The organism is Erysipelothrix sp. HDW6B (genome assembly GCF_011301115.1).
GTDB lineage: Bacteria > Bacillota_I > Bacilli_A > Erysipelotrichales > Erysipelotrichaceae > Erysipelothrix > Erysipelothrix anatis.
In genome coordinates this window covers 1077660-1099858 of sequence record NZ_CP049860.1, presented here as the reverse complement: position 1 = coordinate 1099858, position 22199 = coordinate 1077660, and the positions used below count along the sequence as shown (strand labels likewise).

The 22199-nt window shown below is 38.5% G+C and carries 20 protein-coding genes; 2 read left to right on the top strand and 18 right to left on the bottom strand.

Annotation, left to right across the window (positions count from 1 at the left end):
* Window positions 1–41: 41 nt before the first annotated feature.
* From G7061_RS05460 to G7061_RS05380, 17 genes are all read right to left on the bottom strand, one after another.
* The gene (locus tag G7061_RS05460; RefSeq protein WP_236262221.1) at window positions 42–1232 is read right to left on the bottom strand and encodes a cell wall metabolism sensor histidine kinase WalK; all 1191 of its coding nucleotides are present in this window, start codon (window positions 1230–1232) and stop codon (window positions 42–44) included.
* Window positions 1219–1899 carry a response regulator transcription factor gene (locus tag G7061_RS05455; RefSeq protein WP_159641422.1) on the bottom strand — a complete coding sequence of 227 codons (681 nt, stop codon included), beginning with the start codon at window positions 1897–1899 and terminating at the stop codon, window positions 1219–1221. The genes G7061_RS05460 and G7061_RS05455 overlap by 14 nt, the downstream gene beginning before the upstream one ends.
* Window positions 1868–2851: a PhoH family protein gene (locus G7061_RS05450; RefSeq protein ID WP_240914430.1), complete on the bottom strand. Its 984-nt coding sequence runs from the start codon at window positions 2849–2851 to the stop codon at window positions 1868–1870. Before G7061_RS05450 ends, G7061_RS05455 begins: the two co-directional genes overlap by 32 nt.
* A gap of 73 nt (window positions 2852–2924) precedes the next feature.
* A complete protein-coding gene (rpsU, locus tag G7061_RS05445; protein WP_159636479.1) occupies window positions 2925–3110 on the bottom strand; it encodes a 30S ribosomal protein S21 in 186 nt (61 codons plus the stop codon).
* 374 nt (window positions 3111–3484) lie between these two features.
* Complete coding sequence (gene deoC / locus G7061_RS05440; protein ID WP_159641424.1) at window positions 3485–4147, bottom strand: deoxyribose-phosphate aldolase; 663 nt, start codon at window positions 4145–4147, stop codon at window positions 3485–3487.
* Between the two features lie 2 nt (window positions 4148–4149).
* Entirely contained in the window at window positions 4150–5598 is a 1449-nt protein-coding gene (locus tag G7061_RS05435) for a UDP-N-acetylmuramoyl-L-alanyl-D-glutamate--2,6-diaminopimelate ligase (RefSeq protein WP_159641425.1), read from the bottom strand.
* Window positions 5595–6335 (bottom strand): hypothetical protein, encoded by a 741-nt coding sequence (locus G7061_RS05430; protein ID WP_159641426.1) that lies wholly within the window; start codon window positions 6333–6335, stop codon window positions 5595–5597. The genes G7061_RS05435 and G7061_RS05430 overlap by 4 nt, the downstream gene beginning before the upstream one ends.
* Entirely contained in the window at window positions 6335–7033 is a 699-nt protein-coding gene (locus G7061_RS05425; RefSeq protein WP_159636497.1) for a 16S rRNA (uracil(1498)-N(3))-methyltransferase, read from the bottom strand. The genes G7061_RS05430 and G7061_RS05425 overlap by 1 nt, the downstream gene beginning before the upstream one ends.
* Window positions 7033–7776, bottom strand: coding sequence for a pseudouridine synthase (locus G7061_RS05420; protein WP_166083441.1), 744 nt, complete (start codon window positions 7774–7776; stop codon window positions 7033–7035). The genes G7061_RS05425 and G7061_RS05420 overlap by 1 nt, the downstream gene beginning before the upstream one ends.
* On the bottom strand, window positions 7751–8296 hold the full coding sequence (gene scpB, locus G7061_RS05415) for an SMC-Scp complex subunit ScpB (protein WP_166119549.1): 546 nt from the start codon (window positions 8294–8296) through the stop codon (window positions 7751–7753). The genes G7061_RS05420 and scpB overlap by 26 nt, the downstream gene beginning before the upstream one ends.
* The gene (locus tag G7061_RS05410) at window positions 8297–9022 is read right to left on the bottom strand and encodes a ScpA family protein (RefSeq protein ID WP_159641428.1); all 726 of its coding nucleotides are present in this window, start codon (window positions 9020–9022) and stop codon (window positions 8297–8299) included. It abuts the gene before it with no gap.
* Between the two features lie 30 nt (window positions 9023–9052).
* Window positions 9053–10351, bottom strand: coding sequence for a pyrimidine-nucleoside phosphorylase (locus G7061_RS05405; protein ID WP_159636532.1), 1299 nt, complete (start codon window positions 10349–10351; stop codon window positions 9053–9055).
* Between the two features lie 2 nt (window positions 10352–10353).
* Window positions 10354–10809 carry a dihydrofolate reductase gene (locus G7061_RS05400; protein WP_159641430.1) on the bottom strand — a complete coding sequence of 152 codons (456 nt, stop codon included), beginning with the start codon at window positions 10807–10809 and terminating at the stop codon, window positions 10354–10356.
* Window positions 10809–11678 carry a thymidylate synthase gene (gene thyA / locus G7061_RS05395; RefSeq protein WP_166119545.1) on the bottom strand — a complete coding sequence of 290 codons (870 nt, stop codon included), beginning with the start codon at window positions 11676–11678 and terminating at the stop codon, window positions 10809–10811. The genes G7061_RS05400 and thyA overlap by 1 nt, the downstream gene beginning before the upstream one ends.
* Before the next feature lie 46 nt (window positions 11679–11724).
* Window positions 11725–12015 carry a hypothetical protein gene (locus tag G7061_RS05390; RefSeq protein WP_159636559.1) on the bottom strand — a complete coding sequence of 97 codons (291 nt, stop codon included), beginning with the start codon at window positions 12013–12015 and terminating at the stop codon, window positions 11725–11727.
* Between the two features lie 102 nt (window positions 12016–12117).
* Window positions 12118–13371, bottom strand: coding sequence for an EF-P 5-aminopentanol modification-associated protein YfmH (yfmH, locus tag G7061_RS05385; RefSeq protein ID WP_166119541.1), 1254 nt, complete (start codon window positions 13369–13371; stop codon window positions 12118–12120).
* Complete coding sequence (locus tag G7061_RS05380) at window positions 13364–14596, bottom strand: pitrilysin family protein (protein WP_166119538.1); 1233 nt, start codon at window positions 14594–14596, stop codon at window positions 13364–13366. Before G7061_RS05380 ends, yfmH begins: the two co-directional genes overlap by 8 nt.
* A gap of 78 nt (window positions 14597–14674) precedes the next feature.
* On the opposite strand from G7061_RS05380, the gene G7061_RS05375 reads away from it, so the two are divergent.
* On the top strand, window positions 14675–16120 hold the full coding sequence (locus tag G7061_RS05375) for a nicotinate phosphoribosyltransferase (RefSeq protein ID WP_159641434.1): 1446 nt from the start codon (window positions 14675–14677) through the stop codon (window positions 16118–16120).
* 120 nt (window positions 16121–16240) lie between these two features.
* Window positions 16241–17062, top strand: coding sequence for an AraC family transcriptional regulator (locus G7061_RS05370; protein ID WP_159645991.1), 822 nt, complete (start codon window positions 16241–16243; stop codon window positions 17060–17062).
* Window positions 17063–17107: 45 nt separating this feature from the next.
* Here the strand turns inward: G7061_RS05370 and G7061_RS05365 are convergent, their stop codons facing one another.
* Entirely contained in the window at window positions 17108–22075 is a 4968-nt protein-coding gene (locus tag G7061_RS05365; protein ID WP_166119532.1) for an endo-alpha-N-acetylgalactosaminidase family protein, read from the bottom strand.
* Between the last annotated feature and the right edge of the window lie 124 nt (window positions 22076–22199).

Sequence of the window (22199 nt, the reverse complement as noted above, 5' to 3'; positions counted from 1 at the left end):
AGAATTGTTAAATACATAAGAAAAGGAACTCAGATGAGTTCCTAGATATTGATTGTGAAGGTTGTTCCTTTTCCTTTTTGACTTGTGACACTCAGTTGGCCACGGTGTGCTTCAATTATTGATTTGGATATCGCTAGCCCCAAGCCACTTCCGCCGGTATCTCGGGTACGAGAATCTTCACCACGGTAGAAGCGTTCAAAGATATGCGGTAGCAAATTCTCACTGATACCGTCACCATCATCTGAGAAATCAATCTTTACACGACGGCCTTCGGCAGTACAGACAATACGAATGCATCCGCCATGAGCATAGTTAATGGCATTATTGAAGAGGTTCAAGAATACCTGGCTCATTCGGAACTGATCAGCGAATATCTCTAAATCAGATGGACAATTGAGCTGTACTTCTATATTGTGTTGATGCAACGCTTGGCGACGATCATAGATCAAACCTTCAAAAAACTGTTTCAAATTGAAATGTGTTTTCTCAAGATATACTTGATTGGCACGCAGACGGGATTGTAACAACAAGTCTTCAACGATACGGTCAAGACGCTCTACTTCTTTTTTTGTTTGGTCCAAAAACTCAGTTCGTGTTTGATCATCATCAAAGTCTGGTCGTGTCATAATCTCGACCATCCCCTTAATCGACGTAATGGGAGTGCGAAGTTCATGCGAAGCATCTGCAATAAATCGTTTTTGCATCTTCTCACCTTCAACGACACGGGTAACATCTTGAAATATTAGCATACACCCATGATAACGTCGCGTTTCAGTCAAAAGTGGAATTGACAAGACTTGATAATCGATGTCCTTATAGCTGAATTGACGCACAAATTGTTGTTCATTGAGAAAGGCATCAAGAAGCGTTTGACGGATTGGCGAATCAATATTCACATCATAGACATTTTGTGCTTGTGATACGAGCATTTGATCGAAGTATTGATTGCTAACCTCAAAATCACCACGTTGGTTGATATAGACCAATGGCGATGGGATTGCATTAATCAGCTTAACAAGCTTATCTGTAGCATCATCTGCACGATAATGTGCTTCTTTTTTTTCTTTTTCTGCGTGCTTACGAATACTATGGACAGCATCACTTTGCTTAAGGCTGTTCACAGCAAGCATACATATTGCCGCAATAATGAGGACAATTATCGAAATCAAGTTCTGATAATAAAGGGTTATCCCTGCAATAAACAGGAAAATAATAACATTAATTCGATTCACGTTTCGCAACGTATCCAACCCCTCTCAATGAATTTATTTTAACATCCGATGCTTCTAGTTTCGATCGCAACTTAAACACGTGGACATCAACAATACGGGTGTCACCATCATAATCATAATTCCATATTTCTGATAGAATTTGATCTCGCGATAGAACAATATTCTCATTTTGCAAGAGATAGATTAATAAATCAAACTCTTTCTTCGTAAGTTCGATAATATCTTCGTTGACTTTTACAGTATGTTGATCTAACAGAACCGTTATATTTCCAACTTCAATGGTATGGCTCTTTGACGACGTTGTTGCTCTACGCAGATGTGCTTTGATTCGAGCAGTTAGTTCGCGTGGCGAAAATGGCTTTGTCAGATAATCATCCACACCAGCCTCAAATGCATCTAATATATCACTCTCTTCATCTTTCGCTGTTAACATGATGAGAATGGAATCCATCCCAAGTTTACGAAACTCTGTAACTAATTCAACACCAGAGTGATACGGAAGCATCCAATCCACTATAATGACGTCATAGTTGGTTTCCTTTGCCATCTGTAAGCCTTCACGACCATCTCGCGCAGATTCTACTTCAAAATCCATTTGACGTAAATCATACCGTAATAGTCGGCGAATGCCCTCCTCATCTTCGATTATTAGAATTTTCCGATTCATTGCGATCTCCTTCCGCAAACTTCTTAAGTATTTTTATGACAAGTGGATGTCGCACAACATCCGTATGCGATAAATTAACAAATGCTATTTCTGGGATATCACTCAAGTACGCTTTCGCAACTTTTAATCCCGACTGAGTGTTACGCGGCAAATCGATTTGATCAATATCACCTGTAATGATCATTTTCGAATTACGACCAAGTCGTGACAGGAACATCATCATCTGAGCTTTGGTAGTATTTTGGGCTTCATCAAGAATGACCACCGCATCATCCAATGTCCGACCACGCATATACGCGAGTGGCGCAATTTCGATGATACCTTTATCTATGTAACGTTGTGTTCGCTCAGCTGAAAACATATCATCCAAAGCATCATACAATGGACGAAGGTAAGGATCTACTTTCTCTTTCAAGTCACCTGGAAGGAATCCAAGATTCTCTCCAGCTTCTACGGCCGGACGCGTTAGAATAATTTTTTGAATTTCATTCTTTTTAAGAAGTTCTGCTGCATATGCAACTGCCAAGTATGTTTTACCAGTTCCAGCAGGACCAATTGCGAACGTCATATCCCTTTTCTTCATGCCATCTATCAATTGTTTTTGTCCAAGTGTTTTCGCACGGATGGGCTTACCAGCAAACGTACGAGTCAAGACATCGTCCATAACCTCAATAAAACGATCAGATTGACGATTATCAACAAGTACAAACAAATAGTCCAAGTCTTGAGCATCAATACGCTTATAGTGTTTAATGACCTCAGAAGCAAGTTCAAAAAAACGAACTGCTTGCTCCACATCATCTTCAACCCCTGAAATTTCTAAGGCATTATTTCGTTCGTTAATCCGTACTTTATAATGGTTTTCAACCGCTTGTACTGTTTTACTTTCAACGCCTACCAAATCCTGTAGGCTAATACTACTATCCGATAAATCAAAATTTCGAGTTGTCAAAAGAAATCCTCCTTGTTATTTACATCATATCATAAAAAAAACTTGTATCACTATTCGGATACAAGTTAATTAATTATTTACGTTTTTTACGACGCGCTTTACGAGCCGCTTCTGATTTTAGTTTACGACGGACGCCTGGTTTTACATAAAACTCTCTTTTACGAGCCTCAGCAAGGGTTCCATTACGAGATACTTGACGTTTAAATCTGCGCAATGCATCATCCAAACCTTCGTTCTCTTTAACTACTATTCTCGACATGACTAACCTCCCTTCTGATGCAAGCTGACACGGTTACAAATAAGTTTTTATCTGTAGGAATGAGATAGATTGATGAATATAATAATATGCATTAATTTAGCACTTTCCTGTGACTGCTCAATCATTTTAACATAATAAATCATAGAATGAAACGCTTTTCTTAAGGTATTTCACTTTTTTTACCATTTTTTAAGGGTTTTTCTTGTTTCTTGCCTAATGGTCAATTTATAAGCCAATTTCTATCCAAATAATACATATATTACGATGTTCAATTTGCATACTAAATGAAGATTTTTCGACAAATCAATCCTTATTTTAGAGTAACAAAATTTTCCTAGCAACAAAAAATAGGACGGCTGTCCTATCTTTTATTATTAGTAGTCACTATCTGATTTTAGACCTTCCATAATTGCAACTCCTGAGGATGATCCGATACGAGATGCTCCTGCTTCAATCATTGCATTCATTTCTTCAAGTGAACGAACGCCACCAGAAGCTTTGACACCTGCTTTATCTTTGACGGTCTCACGCATAATGCGTACTGCATTTACTGTTGCTCCTTCTTTATTAAAGCCTGTTGATGTCTTAACAAAATCTGCGCCTGCATTAACAACAAGTTGTGACACCGTTGCAATTTCGTCGTCAGTTAATAGGCATGATTCAACGATTACTTTTAAAACTTTGTCGCCAACAATTTTCTTAAGTTCCCGAATTTCATTTTCTACGAAATCAAGACGTCCTTCTTTTAACGCACCGATGTTAATGACCATATCAACTTCTGTTGCACCATCTTCTAGGACAGCCTTTGTTTCGAACGCTTTAACAGCTAGTGGTGTTGCCCCCAATGGGAAACCAACAACTGTACATACGTCAACATCCGTTCCTGCAAGTTCTTTAGCAGCAAGCGCTACATTAACAGGGTTTACACATACACTCATAAAGTTGTAGTGTTTTGCTTCTTCGCACAATGCAATAATTTGTGCTTGTGTTGCTTCTGGCTTTAGAAGCGTGTGATCGATATATTGATTGAGTTCCATGGTTATTCCTCCTCTTTCATTTTCCTCAAAATTTCTGATGCAGCGACTTCGTCACCCATCCATTTTTCTTTACCGAATGCTCGATAAATGAATTTCTCTTCACCTTTTCCAATGAGAACAACTGAATCATGTGGTTTTGCCATTCTCAATGCCTTCTCAATAGCATCATATCGGATTGGCACAAACTCATAATTATCATTTGGCATCCCTGAAATAATATCTTGTGTAATGTCAACCACTTCCTCATTGCGGTTGTCATGCTCTGTTATTATAACATGGTCCGTTAAAGTTGAGCTTACTTTTCCCATTATTGGGCGTTTTAAATGATCACGTGCACCTGCAGCTCCAAAAACTGTAATAATTTTATTACCAGGAGGTGTCACGGTACGTACAAATTCATAGACATTCTTCATACTGTCTGGCGCATGACCAAAGTCAACAAAGACTTTAAAGTCTTGACCTTCATCGACAATTGTCTGGCGACCATCAACATGTTCGATGTCCTTTAATTCTGGAATAATCGTTTCAATCGAATAACCCCGTTGATTTAAAATTGCAATGACGCCAAGCATATTGTAGACATTGAAAATTGCAACAAAACTTGTCTCGACAGGATACTCTACACCTTGGTGCACCAAGGTAAAGCGCGTATAACGGTCAAATAATTCAATATCTTTGGCCATATAATCCGCTGGATTCTCAATGCCATACGTCACCGTGTGCGGGTAGTTCATTGCAATCAAACGTTGGCTATAATCGTCATCAGTATTAAATACGTTAAACGTTTCTGGCCCCATACTATCGAACAACATTTTTTTGGCTTGGAAATAGTCTTCCATGGTCTTGTGGTAATCTAAATGATCATGTGTAAGGTTTGTAAACGATGCATTGTTGAATTTTATGGATTCAATGCGGCGTAAAGCGAGACCCTGACTGGATACTTCCAAACACAATTCCGTAACACCCTCATCAACCATGTCACGAAGATATGATTGCAACTCTACGATATCTGGAGTGGTTAAACTAGGTGAGAACTTGTGGTCACCATATTCCACTGAAATGGTACCAATGTAACCGGCTTTTACACCAAATCGGTCCAGAATATTACGCACCGTTTTCATCGTCGTACTTTTTCCATTAGTACCTGTAATACCATAGATATAGAGTTTTTCGGATGGATTATCATAGAAAAGCGACGTTATTTTATGCAATGCTGTCATTACATCAGGAACTTGTATGTAATCTATGCCTGCAATACGTTCAAGTGGTTTTGAATGTACAATGGCAACATTACCATTTGCAATAGCCCCTTCAACATAGTCATGACCATCTACCGTCAATCCTTCTAGACAAAAAAACATTCCGTTATTAACAACGTCTCGCGAATCAAGCACCAGCTTTTCAATCATTCGATCACTTTTTATATTTGTGAGTTCGCTGAGTTTTTTCATAGTACTATTTCCTTGTCCTTCTTTTTCAATTTTTCAATCTTTTTAACACATCGTTTTGAAATCATTTCATGTTGGATTAGCAAATCCAAAAATTTGCCTGTGTCCGATTGGTCAAGCAAAGCATGTCCAAGAGTTTCCAACAGTTCGCGTTCAACTGGTATTCCTTGCAATATTGGGTACTGTTTGAATGCATCATCAGAGATTTTGTAAAAAACTCCCTGCTTTTTATCATAAAGTACGATTGTAGTTGCATCACTGGCAATACAATGAGCACACGACATATTCGCTTTATAAGGTTCAAAACCATATAAATCTAATTGAATTCGTGCGTTAAAATCATTGTAGAGTTTGAAATACTGGGGTAATTCTAAAATTGCTGTTTCACGATCATACAGCGTATTGAGTAACTTGTCGAAAAATGGGATGTAGATTGCTTGTTCTTCGAAAATGAACTTCTTCATTTTTGCCTTCTGAGTTGCGTTGTCGCATTTAACAATAAAATTACGTTCATTAAAAGAAAGGTTCTCCCACATATCAAGATTCTTTGAACGAATTGCTTCGAATGTCTGTTCAATCGTAGTCTTATTTGCTAACGCTGTTTCAAACAACGATAATTTCAGATAATCGTATGGTTCTTTAGCCTTCAAATTTAAGGCATATTGTTTCGACAATGAATCATATTTTCGAATCATCATTTTGACTGGTTTTTGTTTATGATATTTTTGAAGTAGTCCCATTAAATCACCTCCGCAGCAGAAAGCATATTCGCAATATAGAGACTCGCTGTTTCTGCACGCAACACATTATGTCCCAAGCTCACTTCCTTAAATCCTATATCTTTAAAATAATCGCGCTCTTTTAGTGAAAAGCCACCTTCAGGGCCCACGATTGCAGTAACGGACGAAACCTCATCTGTTAATACCGTTAACAAGTGCGGTTGATCACCGATATCTGCAAAGACATTTAAATCTGATAAATACTCTTTTATTTCCGGTTTTCCGATTAGATTTACAACTTTTATAGCATGTTGTCGATACGATTGTTCTGATGCTTCTTTAGCAATCAGATTCAATCGTTCTAACTTTCGGTCAGCGCGTTTACCAAAATCACGAACAACACCATGATCTGCACTATAAAGAACAATTTCGTCGACGCCACATTCACATGCTTTTTGAATCATCCATTCCAATCGCTCGCTTCGTATTAATGATGCAATAAGTCTAAGTGTACGTTTCTTTGGTTTCCATTCGAGTGATTCAACTTCAACAATTTCGGTCAGGTCATCGTTGTTGAACTCAGCAAGAATACCACGTCCATTATTGTCGACAATCCGAATTTGATCACCTTTTCGCATTCTCAATACTTTTTTGCATTGATTCCATTGGTCTTGCGAAAGGTATGGCGCACTCAACGCTTCAACAAAAAATTGTTGCATTAAATCTCACCCTTTGCTGTTAATAATAGTTTTTTGACCTCGAATGGTCGTAATTCTCGATACATTCCAATTTTCATATCTTCAAGTTCTAACGTTCCAATTGCGTAACGGTGTAATTTTAAGACTGGAATTTTAAAATGAGCAAACATTTTACGAATTTGACGGTTCTTTCCTTCATGCAAAGTAACGGTAAACTGACTGCGATTTTTCTTTAAATCATACGTTACCATTTCGAACTCAATTCCTTTATACTCAACGCCATCAATTATAACTCCAGATTCAAGCTGACTTGATATTGCTCGTGTGAGTTTTCCATCAACACTTACCCGGTACTTTTTAGGCATGTCGTAGCGAGGATGTGTCATAAAATTCGCAAATTCACCATCATTAGTTAGTATCAATGCACCGGTTGTCTCACGGTCTAAACGACCAACAGGGAAAACACGTTGATGATCTGGTACAAAGTCGGTAACATTCGTACGGTTTTTTTCATCTTTTGCCGTTGACACAATCCCTTTTGGTTTGTTTAAGAGATAGTAAACCTTTTGAGCTTCTGAGCCGATTAATTTGCCGTTAACACGGACTTCATCGCCAGGAACAACATGGATTCCCATTTCAGTAACTTTTTTGCCATTAAGGCTGACCCTGCCCTGTGCGATCAATTCTTCGGCTTTGCGACGTGATGCAACACCAGCTTGGGCGATAAATTTTTGTAATCTAATTGCTTGATTTGAAGAGTTCATGAGTTTCATCCAACATTTCTAGTTTTATTTCTGGTAGTTCTTTTAGGGATGTAAGCTTAAAGACATCCATAAATGAGTCTGTAATTTCATAGAGAATCGGTCTTCCCGGCGTCTCCGCGCGGCCCGATTCTTTCACGAGATCAAGGGCTTCTAAACGACGCATCATCATATCCGAATTAACGCCGCGAATTTCTTCGATTTCAACTCGTGTAATCGGCTGTTTATAGGCAACGATTGCCAAGGTTTCAAGAGCTGCTTGTGATAATTGGCGATTTTTCTTGAATTCCAACATATCCGTAATCACTTCATGAAGTGCTTCTTTGGTAACAAGTTTTAGCAATCCACCAAATTCGACAAGTTCAAGACCACGTAATTGAGCATCTAAGCTTTGTTTATAATTTTGAATTAATTGTTCGAGTTGTTCTGCATCAAGGTTCATCGCAAGCATTAATTGTTCTCGATCTACACCTTCGTCACCAAATGCAAAAAGTATTCCCTCGATTATTCCGAGATTTTCCATTTATATTCCTCCTCTTAAAAAGACATCATCACCTTGGAAGTTTACTCTGAGTTCTCCCATGCGCAGCATATCTAATACCGCTAAAAAACTTACGAGTAAATGTTGAAGTGAATATGACTCTTGTAAGAGTGTTTCCAATTTGTACACTTTATCGTTTGTAAATTTACGACGTAAATCTTCAATCACATCATCTACCGAGAGTTCAACTCTCTCAATTGAAACATCTTGTGGATTTGCAATTTTAAACCGTTCCAAGACTTTTGTCATTGCACTCATTAAGTCATACGGTGTCTGTTCGTAAGTAATGGTGTCGTTGAGTTCTTGACGCAACTGCTTGAAGAGACCTGCAGAAACAGGTTTAGAGAATTGCTTCGATCGTTCTTCATATCGTTGTGCCAGTTCAATACTGACATCTTTATAACGTTGATATTCGACTAATCGGCGCACTAAATCGGTTTCTGCATCGTCTACAGCATTTGCATCCAACTCTGATTTGTCACGAGGCAACAGTCGCTTACTTTTGTATTCGATAAGCCCCGCTAACTCACTCATGTACTCGCTCGCCACTTCAAGTTTTTGTTCTTGCGCTTGGTTAATAAACGTGATGTATTGATTGGCAAGTTCAAGGATATTTAAATCAAAAAGGTCAAGTTTCTTATCCTTGATCAAGTATAGCATGAGGTCCAAAGGACCGTTGAATTGTTCGAGTGTAACTTCAAAGTTCATGAGTGACTCCGTTTCATTATTGTTTCGTTGTTATAAGATTGCAGCGATTAATTCTGGTTTTTCGATTGTATCGTTATTGATTTCAAAACATGCTACTGCATCCTGTACATGTGATTCAAGAATTTCTTGGTCACTGTAAAGTGTTGCAAGAACATCCCCGACTTCAATTTTATTCCCTACTTCTTGTGAAAGCATAATTCCAGCTTTGTAGTCAATTGTGTCTTCTTTCGTTTGACGACCCGCACCAAGATGCATGGATACAAGTCCAAGTTCCATAGCTTTCAGATCATGGAGATATCCTTCTTTGTTTGCAATGACTTCTTTTGAATAGGTTGCATGTGTGAAGGTATCAAGATCTTCAAAGACTGAAATATCGCCACCTTGAGCAGCAATCCAACTTAAGAATACCTCGTAAGCTTTGCCACTTCGCAGTGTTTCCAAAGCCATATCGTACCCTTTTTCAGGTGAATCTACAAATTGTGCTTGAAATAACATGTATCCGGCTGCGACGAGGCAAAGCTCTTCAAGGTCTTTAGGACCATTGTTTTTCAGTGTTTCAACGGCTTCGCGGACTTCCAATGCATTACCAATTGCATTTCCAAGTGGCTGATTCATGTTCGTCAGCATCGCATTTACTTCACGGCCTAAGTTTTGACCAATTTGAATCATTGTTTCAGCAAGTTGACGTGCATCTTCAACAGTTTTCATAAAGGCTCCTTCGCCATACTTAACATCAAGAAGAATACAATCCGCACCTCCAGCTAATTTCTTTGACATAATTGATGATGCAATTAATGGTAACGCATTAACTGTTCCGGTTACGTCACGTAAGCTATATAGCACTTTGTCTGCATAGACTAGATTTCCAGTTTGACCCACAACCGCAACATTAATGTCATTTACTTGTTTTATAAATGCGTCTGATGTTAAAGAGATGTTGTATCCTGGGATAGCTTCAAGTTTATCAAGCGTACCCCCAGTATGACCTAAACCACGTCCACTCATTTTCGCAACTTTAGCGCCTGCAGCAGCAACTAAAGGGCTCAAAATAATCGTAGTTTTATCCCCTACACCGCCGGTTGAATGTTTGTCTACTTTTTTTCCAGCAATTGCTGTTAAGTCAATAATATCGCCACTGTGGAGCATCGCTTCGGTAAGTACAGTTGTTTCTTCAACATTCATTCCTTTAAGAACAATTGCCATTAACAAGGCACTTGTTTGATATTCTGGTATTGTATTATTTGTAACACCTTCAATCCAAAATTTGATTTCTTCTTGCGTTAGCGTTAAGCCATCTCGTTTCTTTTCAATGATATCGACCATTCTCATAATTATTGTTTCCTCTCGTATATATTTAATTCAAAAGTATCAAAATGTTTTGTTTCAGTTAGGGCAAACATTTCTAAGTCAATCGCTGGAAAAAAGGTATCGCCTTCAACTTCATTATCAATTTTAGAAATGATTAATTTATCTGCAAATTCCATACTTTGTAGATAAATTTCACCACCACCTGCAATAAAATAAGTTTCTTTGTCTTCTTGATGAGCTTTCAAGAAACTTTGCAAATCATGAATCGCGTTCGGATAGGTTGTGTCACGAGTCACGACGTAAATATCACGTTTATCGAGTTTCTTAGGTAGTCCTTCATATGTTTTGCGGCCCATAATAAGTTTTTGATGTAACGTCGTATTTCTGAAATGTTGCAAATCTTCTTTATTATGCCACGGCATGCTACCATCTAACCCCAGCGTATTTTTATGATTGACGGCAGCGATAATAATGTACATTAAACGCTGACCTTCGCTTTTATCAGTGGATGCGGATCGTAACCTGCTAGCTCGAAATCTTCATAGGAGAAGTCATCGATTGATGATTGATTGCCATGAATCACTAATTGCGGTAGCGTCCGAACGTCTCTTGCCAATTGGGTTTCTACAGCATCAAAATGATCGGCATAGATATGTGCATCTCCAAACGAGTGAACAAATTCACCAACTTGGAGATCACACACCTTCGCAATCATATGTACTAATAATGCATAGGATGCAATGTTAAATGGAACACCTAAAAAGATATCTGCACTTCGTTGATACAATTGAAGTGACAACTTTTTGTCTTCAGAAACATAAAATTGTAGAAATGCATGACACGGTGGCAACGCCATCGCTTCAATAAATTCAGGATTCCATGCACTTAAAATGATGCGTCGTGAATTGGGATTGTGTTTGATTTGTTCAATAACATTATTCAATTGATCAACCCCATTAAAATCGCGCCATTGTTTACCATAGACTGGTCCCAAATCACCAAACTGTTTTGCAAAAGCATCATCAGTTTTAATTCGTTCAATGAATTCAGCCATGGTTTCACCAGTATAAAACTCAGACGCTACGAATTTCTGATAAGGCCATTCATTCCAAATTCGTACATTGTTTTTAACAAGCCATTGAATATTCGTGTCACCACTAATAAACCAAAGCAACTCTTTCGCAACAGAAGCAAAGTGAACTTTCTTCGTTGTGAGGAGCGGAAATCCTTCTTGTAAATCAAAGCGCATTTGATAGCCAAAAACACTACGTGTTCCCGTTCCGGTACGATCACCGCGGTCTTGCCCATGATCTCGAACAAAACGCATCATTTCTAAATAGTTTTTCATTTTATCACCTATACATTATTATACAAAAAAAACCTTCGTAAAGATACTACTTGGGATGTAAGTACTCGATATGTTCGGCAATTATCATCATTTCACCATTGATGAATTCAAGCCGTCCTTTCACAGACATGATATCGTTGATTTTCGCATGATCTAGAATTTCAAGACATCCACCCTTCCAAATTCTCATTGGAAGGATTGTGTTTAAAAACGTTCCATCAGATTGTCGGAAATTCGAAGTCACTTCGAGTTCAAAGTCTGCATAATTTTGTACTGTATGGTTTACTGCTTTTTCGGGGAGTCGGTGTAAATACCCGACTGTTTGGACAACATTCATATGTCACCTCCTTTTCGCTTAGACTAAAGAAATCATTTTTGATTTGCAAACACCAAAAAAGCAGTGAAATTCACTGCTTTTAATCCAATGGCACTGCCATCTTTATTGATTTTGGGACATCAATAAGAAACTTGAATTGTCAGTTTTGACCTTATCTTTTATTTCGAGAATATCCTCAAAGGTAAGTGCTTGAACCATGCTTAAGAAGCCAAAATAGTGCATTTCTTGGAAATGTTCTCTGGCCACATTAACGGCTAAATCATCTGCATTTGATAGCGACATAACCATCTCACCATAGTATCTTTTTTTGAGCTGATCGAACTGTTCTTGATCTGCAATAAGGTGGACCATTTGGTCAATAATTATTTCTTCAAAACGTGCGTATTCGGTACCTTCGTTAAAAAAAGTAATCAAAACAAAGGTATTTTGAACCTCAGTTCCATACGCAAATGAGTGTGATATTGCACCTTCGTCGAGCCATGTTTGATAATGTGGGTTTAATTCTGAAAAATTCATTTCTAAGAGCATGTCGAATAGAAACTCTTCTTTTTGAAGACTCGTCCCTGTATACGGAAGCTTAAACGATAAACTCATTTTAGGTGTTTCTACATTTTCGAAAATTTCGCGACGTGTGTGTTTTACCTCAAGTGGTTCATCAGGGTAAACATCTTCAACCTGACTTTCTACTTTAATGTGGTTCTTAGTTTTTCGTTCAACAATTTCTTTGACGACCTCAGGATCTTCTGGGGTAACAATAGCCAGAACCATTCGACTATCGTTATAGTTCAGGTCATAAGCCTTACGAAGATCTTCTAGAGTGGTTGCATTAATACTTTCTTCCGTTCCAACGATGTCATAGATAAATGGAAATTGATGTAATGCATTCCGATAGGTTTCATTGATAAGGCGTGTTATTGGTCGTTGTTCATACATTTTCATTTCTTCAACGATAATTCCTTTTTCCTTTTCGACACTGTCTGCAGTCACCGTAAATGAGCTTACGAAGTCTAACAGCAAGGAAAGTGGCGCCTCTATCGCACCATTATGACCAAAGTAATAAAATGTTTGTTCATAGGATGTAAATGCATTTCCACTTGCTCCCATCGCTGCGAATTGAGACAGGATGTCTCCAGCTTCATCTTCAAACAACTTATGTTCCAAGAAATGTTGGACACCTTTCTTGTGTTCTATTATTTCGCCATCTTTACGTTGTTGTATATTTAGTGCTCCAAAAGGTGTACCATATACAGCCGCAGAGCGTTTAAATCCAGGATGATGAATAATATAGGTATACAATCCACTTTCTGTTACGAATGTCGAAACTGATTCATTAAAGCTGTTGTCAATTTTATTCATGGTTATTGTCTCCTTCCCCTTGTGCACGATACGCATAAGTAAATGGCGCACCCAGGTGACCAATAACTTCTTTCACCTGTTCTACTGTTACATTTGTTATTTTCTCTTGTAGTGCTTCAATACTTTCGTCAACACCTAATAACTCATTTCTAAATTGACGGTCAGCAATCCGTTTAAGATTTTCTGTAGTACCTTCTAAACCTAAATTAAGGTATTGAATCGCAGGTTGGATATCCAGTGATTCCTGCTTCATAATTTCAAATTGCTCCTGAATCAGAGTTAGTGTCTTGTCAAGATTACGATCGTTGATACCTGTCGCAATAATCATGACACCGTCAAAAAGCTGACGTGACGCATAAATTGAATACGCCAAACTATGTTTCTCCCGTATATTTTGGAACAGCAGTGATGACGGCAATTGTCCAAGATACGCAACAAATACTAAATACGCAGCATACAGATCATGGTATGGGTCAATGTCTGTAGCATATAACGAGACGATTTCTGTTTGTCCACCTGCATGATGCTGTGTCATCATTTTTTCCGTGATTTCGGGATAGATAAGTGGGGTTTCTATATTGTTTGAAAATCCCTGATTAAAACGCGAGACATCAATGTCGTGAAGATCTCCAACAATATAAATGGACTTAAACGCTTCCTCAACGAGTGTTTGGTGAAAGTCTTTCACCATCTCTACTGTGACCGTTTCGATTGCTTCAAGCGTCCCAAATGAGTTAGCCGAAAATAGCGAATCGGGTGCAGCGTTCAAAAATGCTTGTTGTTGCGCATAATGAGCGCTGCTTTCCTTGATGCGAGCATGATGCAAACGCAGACCATCCTTGGCTTCGTTTACCGTCTCTTCATTGATAAGCACTTCATAAAACATATCTGCTAAAAGGTCAACTTGTGCTTGTTGTACAGGTTCATCTGTAAACTTCGCATGAATACTTTTAACGGCAATGTCGATGACTTGATACTTACCAGCAGTATATGTATTGCTACTTGTTTTTGTACCATACATAAAGTCCAAACGTTTTTGTAACTGTTCTTTCGTAGGCGTTGCAGTAGTGCGGTCGTTCATCATTCTACTTAAAATATTTGCGACGGTGTTTTGCTGATCATTTAATTCGAAAACAACTTTCAAATTGATCAGTACTTCTTTAAATTTTGGTTCATAAATCTTAGTGATGTGAATATTATTTGCCAGATTAGTGTGTTCAATCATGTTATACGCTCCTAAAAATGATACAATAATGCTATAATTGTACATCAATCACAATTAAATAGAAAGCATGGTGACATCATGATTCAACCTAAAGATTCTGTTTTCTTAACAGACCTCTACGAGTTTTCAATGGCGTATACATATTTTAAAGAACAACGTCATGAGGAAATTGTCTATTTTGACATGTTCACACGAAAAATCCCCAACAAAGGAGGATATTTGATTTTCAATGGTTTATCGAAACTCATTGAAGCAATCAACAATTTTAAATTCCAACAAGAACATATCGATTATTTAAAAACACAAGGATTTGATGATCCGGAATTCTTGGATTACTTACTTAATATGGACCTTAACATCGATGTTTGGGCCGTCGAGGACGGTACTGTCGTCTTCCAAAACGAACCACTTGTAACAGTTCGTGGTACAGTCATCGAAGCTCAACTCATTGAAACGATATTGTTACTTTCAATAAACTATTCAACCTTGGTCACGACGAAGGCAAGCCGTATTGTTAATGCGGCTCGTGGGCGCACGGTTCTCGAATTTGGTGCGCGTCGCGCTCATGGATTTGACGCCTCACTTGATGGTGCACGTGCAGCAATTATTGCGGGGGCAGTGGGAACATCACATACGCTAGCCGGTCATAAATATGGGGCATATGTTGCAGGAACAATGGCCCATTCTTTTATCCAACTTCATGATAATGAACTGGATGCATTTATGACATATGCTCGCAACAATCCCGACAACTCTGTCTTCTTAGTCGATACCTATGACACCTTGAAATCTGGTATTCCAAATGCAATCAAAGTTGCTAAAGAATATCTAGAACCAAACGGATACCGCCTTAAGGCAATTCGTCTTGACTCTGGAGACTTAGCGTATTTATCAAAGGAAGCACGCCGCATGCTCGATGCAAGTGGACTTCAGGATTGTAAGATTATGGCTTCGAATTCACTCGATGAATACTTAATTGATGACTTAATTTATCAAGGTGCAGCAATTGATCAATTCGGAGTTGGCGAAAACTTAATTACCTCCAAATCCGAACCAGTCCTTGGTGGTGTCTATAAACTTGTAGCACAGGAGCGTGATGGGGCAATCATTCCCAAAATTAAAGTTTCGGAAAATATTGAAAAAATCACGAACCCAGGTCACAAACGACTATACCGTTTTTATGACAATACAAGCGAAAAAGCCCTTGCCGACTATATCGCTCTTGCCGATGAGATCATCCCTACAGATGAAATAACAATCTTCGATCCTGCAGCACCTTGGAAGAAGAAGACCTTAACGAATTACCAAGTACGCGAACTTCAAGTTCCAATCTTCGTGAATGGTAAGTGTGTTTATGCACTCCCTCACTTGGATGATATTGCTATCTACTCGAAACGAGAACTAGAAACAATGTGGGATGAAGTGAAGCGTCTGCATTATCCACACCAGTATTATGTGGATTTATCGCAAAAACTTTATGATTTGAAATTGTCCTTACTCCACGACATTAACGAAAACAAATAAAAGGAAATACCCAATCACATTCAGATTGGGTATTTTTAATGATAATAACAAGCATGTTGTGAAAAAAGCACTTTGTGTTTGCATCGTGAAAGCGTATACTTATTTTAGGAGGATTGACCAATGACCCACACATCGCTTATGAATCATATTAATACGATTCACTTACGTTCTATTCATCATTCAAAATTTGATGCCGATTGGCATTCAACACTACACTCCCATGCTTTCACCGAACTATTTTACGTAATTCGTGGAACTGGTCGTTTCATTTTTCAAGATAACACTACAATTAATGTTCGCGAGGATGATCTCGTCCTTGTTAACCCCAATATCCTACATACTGAATTTTCGGATTCTCATGATCCCTTAGAATATATTGTTGTGGCCATTGATGGAATCGAGTTTGTTTCTGAGTATGAAAATGACGGTTTTTCTGTCCATAACTATTACGAATACAAACACGAAGTTCTCTACTTTCTAAAATCTTTAGTCACAGAAACTCGGCTTAAAGAACCTTATCACGAAATGATCGTGGATCTTCACCTCAAAAGTCTCATTATAAGTATTGTACGTCGAACCATCTTGAACCTCACGGTTGTTGTCAATCGTGAAGATGTCAACAACGATTGTATCTTCATCGAAAATTACATTAATAAGAATTTTAGAGATTCAATCACACTGGATAAGCTCGCTGAACTAACGTTTCTGAATAAGTACTATATCTCACATATCTTCAAAAAACATTCGGGGATGTCACCCATCGATTTTGTCCTTAACAAACGGATCACAGAAGCAAAACGCTTGCTTGAGAGCACTGATTATTCAATATCACAAATTTCGGCAATTGTCGGATTCTCGAGTCCGTCCTACTTCTCGCAGTTTTTCAAAAAAGAAATTGGTATGAGCCCTAGAAAGTATAAAGACACCTTTCAACCAAAATAATTACCCAAACAAGTTAAAAAACGCTTCAGAAGAAGCGTTTTTTAATTAGGGATTAGAACGTCGTTTAAATTTAGTGAAGCAAAGCACGATACCTATTATACTCATCATACTTCCAAATATAACTATCATTGAATTTACAGCAACACCTGTCGAAGGAAGGTTCGAGTTTCCATTATCTGAAGATCCTTCTGGCTTCACTCCCGGATCGGATGGATCCATCGGATTTACGGGTTCTAGAGGATCGACAGGGGTGACGGAATCTCGTAGTTCTAGGTTTTCAAAACCACGTTCAATTTCCATGATAATACTGTCAATTTCACTTTGTGAAGGCTTATCCAATAATGCTCTTTCATCAATTTTCGCTAATAGTGCAACACCCTGTTTAACACTTGTTTCTAAATGTGTGTACGAGTCTACTGTATAGTTGTTCACCTCAAGTGCTTCAAATTGTGCAATGAGTGTACGTAAGCGCTCGATACTTAAATCTGTTAATGGTGGAGTTATATTAGTTTGATTTACTATAGATATATTATCTAGAATGAAATCATTATACCCGCGGAAGTTGATGTCTTTATTTGATGCATCTTCGACATCTGCCTTCGTAGCTGTCGAGTAAATAGCAAACCATGTCTGGCCCGTCTCAGATCCCGTAATCTCAAATTCCATTCTTTGAGGCCCTTCTTGGTCTCTGGTTGATACCATTTCAAGCATCTGTTCATTATTACTTAAGTGTCCATCACCTATCATCACTGCATAAGTATAATCTGAACCCATCTCGTAGTCGAACGATACCATGTATTTTTGTCCGGGTTCGAAACGCACCATTTGTGGAATCGTTTGATACACGCGTCGTTGACGCCCGGTCAGTCCATTTGTTTTAAGTGACCAATCTCCATCGATTACATCGCTAATTCGTTTATTATTCCAACCTCGTTGTGTGTACGGATCATGCTTTTCGGATAAATGAGTTCGGTTATCTTCTACCCCCTCTATATCACCGACGACAAATGGGTAAATGCCCTGAGCATTATTCTCAAAATCATTAAAAAAGTTACCCCTTTCATCGATTGGATTTCCTGCATTTTCCGTTATTCGTACACCGTCAAAGTACGTCGCACCACTTCCCGGTTCACGGGTCAATTGAAGCGTTACGTCGCCAGTTTGAGGTGCTTTAAAGAAGACAAACATATTTTGAAAGTAACTTGTATCATCCACAGTTGATGATTTCGTATTATGCTCATAGGCCTTGACATAGTTCTCCGCAATGGAGCGATTTGTGTACGCTTCTTTTCGTTCTTCATCCGTAACAATTGAAAGTGTTGCTTTCGCATCGCTACGGTTATCCACGCCAACATAAGCCACGTAATCTGCACCAGGGGTAAGATCGGTGAGAACTTGTGATACAGATGAAAGTGAATCATTATCCCGCACCACAAGCATATCATTCGAAGCTTGTGATTTTTCGATTGTAATCGAATCAGTATCACCTTTTTGTGTCCATGCATCCAGGTTTTGTGTATTGAACCCAGGGTCAACGATATGTGCTCCTTCACCGTAAGTCATTTCAGCTTGCTTCTGAGTACCACGATAAACGGAATACGGCATATCAGCCTCTGCATTCAGTGTTATCTTTCCGTCAACTACCGGAATTTCAGAAACCAGTTCTTTACCCGTTTCTGTGAGTTTGTAGTACATCACAGAACTCACATTCCAATCTGAAGGGAGTTCCCACTCAGTTTTTCCACCTATTTTATTGAAGTGATACAGTTTTTCTTCTGCATTAGAAAGCGTCTTGCCCGTTGCATCCCATGACCAAGGAATTAGGTACGTTTCACCATCTAATACGACTTTATCATTCAACGTCATTGTACGATGTGTATAACCATCGTAATCATTTTTAAAATCATTTGAACCCCGTTTGATTTTTAGTGTATTGTTCATCTCGTCGATGAGTGTTACTTCCATTTCCGGAGTCCATTCATAGGACAATCCATCTTGATTCGTCATCGTAACCACTTCACCATTGACCCATTGATTTACTGTAAAATGTTGAACAAACTTAGTCGGGACATTGTTCTCAAATAGATTAACGATGTATCCGTTGTAATCATTTCGCCCTTGCCATCCTTCGAAGTCTTTCATATCGTAACCCCCAAGAAGTGGCGCAATCGCTGCTCCGGTATAAGCTGGATAATCAGCAACCCATACATCTTTTTGATGATTATAAATAAATCGCGCAACATTACTATTGATACCTTTTAATTTGTAACCGCCATAAGTCAAATCAGCAGCCCAATGTGAGAATGTCGTATCTGGTTCAAAGGCATATCCCCATTCACCACCAAGACGCCATCCTTGATCATTAATTTCCTTCGCTAACTGATGGCTTGCCCAGGCACCATTATCACCAGATTGTCCATTACCCCAAACATCAACATAAATGAAATCTAAATTGTTGTTGGGCCCTAAGACATTCCCTAATTCTTCAAATCGTTCACGCCGGCCACCTGCAAGATCTTTAGCAGCATCAATGTTAATCCCTTGATCAATCCAATTCCAACCATAATTGTATGAACCGTCCGCATTTTTTCTCAGCAACGTTTCAGAAAAGTATTTAGATTCTGGGTACGTCTCACTAGCGTTCACGTGTATCCCAATACGTGCTCCATAGTCTACGGATCGATCAAGTAATTTTCTAAACTCCGTGACACCACCAATTCTACTTCCAATATTCGCATAATCTAAGTGACCAGAATCATGACCCTCACTACCGTATCCTTTGAGCAGAATAGATTGACCGAGACCATCTGTGTGAAGTCCGATTTTTTTGATACCATCCAGTGTCGTTAAAAATGGATTTTGTGCGTGTGAACCAAAATTCATTGCAATGCGATATGCAACTAAATCTGGGACATCTTCAGCTCCTTTAGCAACATACATGATATCCCGATAGGCGATTGCAGCATCTTGCCAATTTACTGTTTGATCATTATTTCGATCTTCACTGAGTACTACCTTAACAACTGGCAACTCTAGAGTATCATCGTCATACATCACATCACGATGATAATACCATGGCGAACTTTGCAGTCCCATTGAGTTAAAACTCAGATATTCTTGAACACGTGCATTTACGCGAGTAAAGTCATTGGAACCACCACCCGCTGAATATTGTGAGTTTGAGTAGATTCCGGCAGCGACTTCACCATTAGAAATAAACCCATACATAAGTGGCTGATTATATCTGCGTAATTGTGAATCTACAGGTACAAGCGTATCGCCCGAAACAGTAGTATCAGTAGACATTCGTGTCGCCATGAGCTGTGAATCTGCTTCACTGCTACGAACAGAAACTAAACTATGATTCGGGATTTCAATCGTCCGTACTGTTGTCTCGTTAGTGTACGGTGTCGGATTGTTGTTTTGAATTTTTGTTACTTCAAACGTAACACTTTCCCCGTCCACCCTAAGTATCGCAGTAAGATCGACATTTAGCATGTGAGCTTCATCCCGTACCTTCATGAGATACTCAACTTGATTTTCAGCCAAACGTGTCATAGAAACCTCAGGAATTACATCAATCCCGTTAAGTACCAATGTATTTAAAATGCTAGGTTGTCCATGCATTATAGTTCCATTATTAAGTTCATACTTAACAATCCGTGGAAATGTTTCGTCAATGGTGACTGTCATTGCATCAGACTTTATTGTTGTGAGTGTACCACCTTCAATTGGATCTGTAGGACGTTGTTGCGGAATATGACGAATCACTACATTATCGAGCAACACTTCCAGTGTTCCACGGTCTTTAAAGATTCCAATTTCCGCAGCATTAGGATGAAGACTTCCCATGATATTTGAGAACACTTCTTCCCCATCAACAGAGAGAGCCAACGTAGAATCAGACACTTTAGCAGTCATTTTAAATGTTTTTCCTTGTTCGATACGTGGTCCTTCGGCCATACTAGAATAACTCGACTTCGTCCCGAAATGCTCACTGAAAAAGAGATTCGTTTCATCTCCTGTTGAGACAGTTGCAAACGTTTTAGAGTCTACAGCACGCATCGCAAAACCAAACCGATTTGCTTTTCCTTTAACAGTCACATCAGCTTCAATTGTGTAATTATCCATAAGTGCGACTCGTTCGAAAGTTGCAATTTGTTTTCCTGATGCGCTATCAAAATTAACCTTTAGTGCTTGGCCTGATTCCGTGGTTACGATTTCTTGTTTAACATCGCCAAGCATTGGAAAGAGGACCTTCGTTTCGCCCAGAGATTCTGATTCGAAGTCCAATTTAAATTCATAATCATCATATATATCCACAGTTTCGCGTGGTTCACGAATAATTTCTTTAGGAATATCTGTTTGATCGGTCGATTTGATCATAATACTCGAAGACTCACTACCAAATTGACCCAATCTAATCGCAATATCTTGATATGGAGCTAAAGCATCGACTATTCCTGGGTCAAACATATGATCACTAATTACAGTTTGCTCGCCTTCAGATTGAGCTCCTTTCAAAATAAACTTATTATCTTTAAATGTAACATCAAGGCTGTAAGATTCATTTTGAAGTGGTAATGTTCCGCCGAGGGCACCATACGTTCCTTGACCATCGACTGCATATTGCCAAAACCATCCACTTGCATTGTATCCGATAGAAATGTAATTATTGAAGTCTTTAAAAAACAACATAATATTTAGTCGTGTTTTTTGTGGGTTGGATAACGGAATAAAAGTCAGTGAAGTTCCAACTTCTTTTCCATTCATTTTCCATCCGTTCTTTTTGGTGAAAAAAGCAGACTTATCACTATTATTATTTGCTTCATGAGATGACAATTGAATATAACGCGTTTCATTTTCAATTCTCTCCTCTATTGTTCCTTGTGGACTTAACAAACTTATCCAATCTGGATTGGTATCAGTAGTAGCACTAACTATTTGTGGGTTAACAACACATAACGTTAAAACTAATACCAATGACCACAGACCAATCATTAATTTTTTCATATTTCCTCCATCTAGAGCCTTTGCCCAAATTAATGATAGCACTTACATTGTGGGTGTGTGTTTAGTTAAATTGTGATAGAAGTTATATATGTTGAGGTTTAAATAAAACAAACATACAATAAAA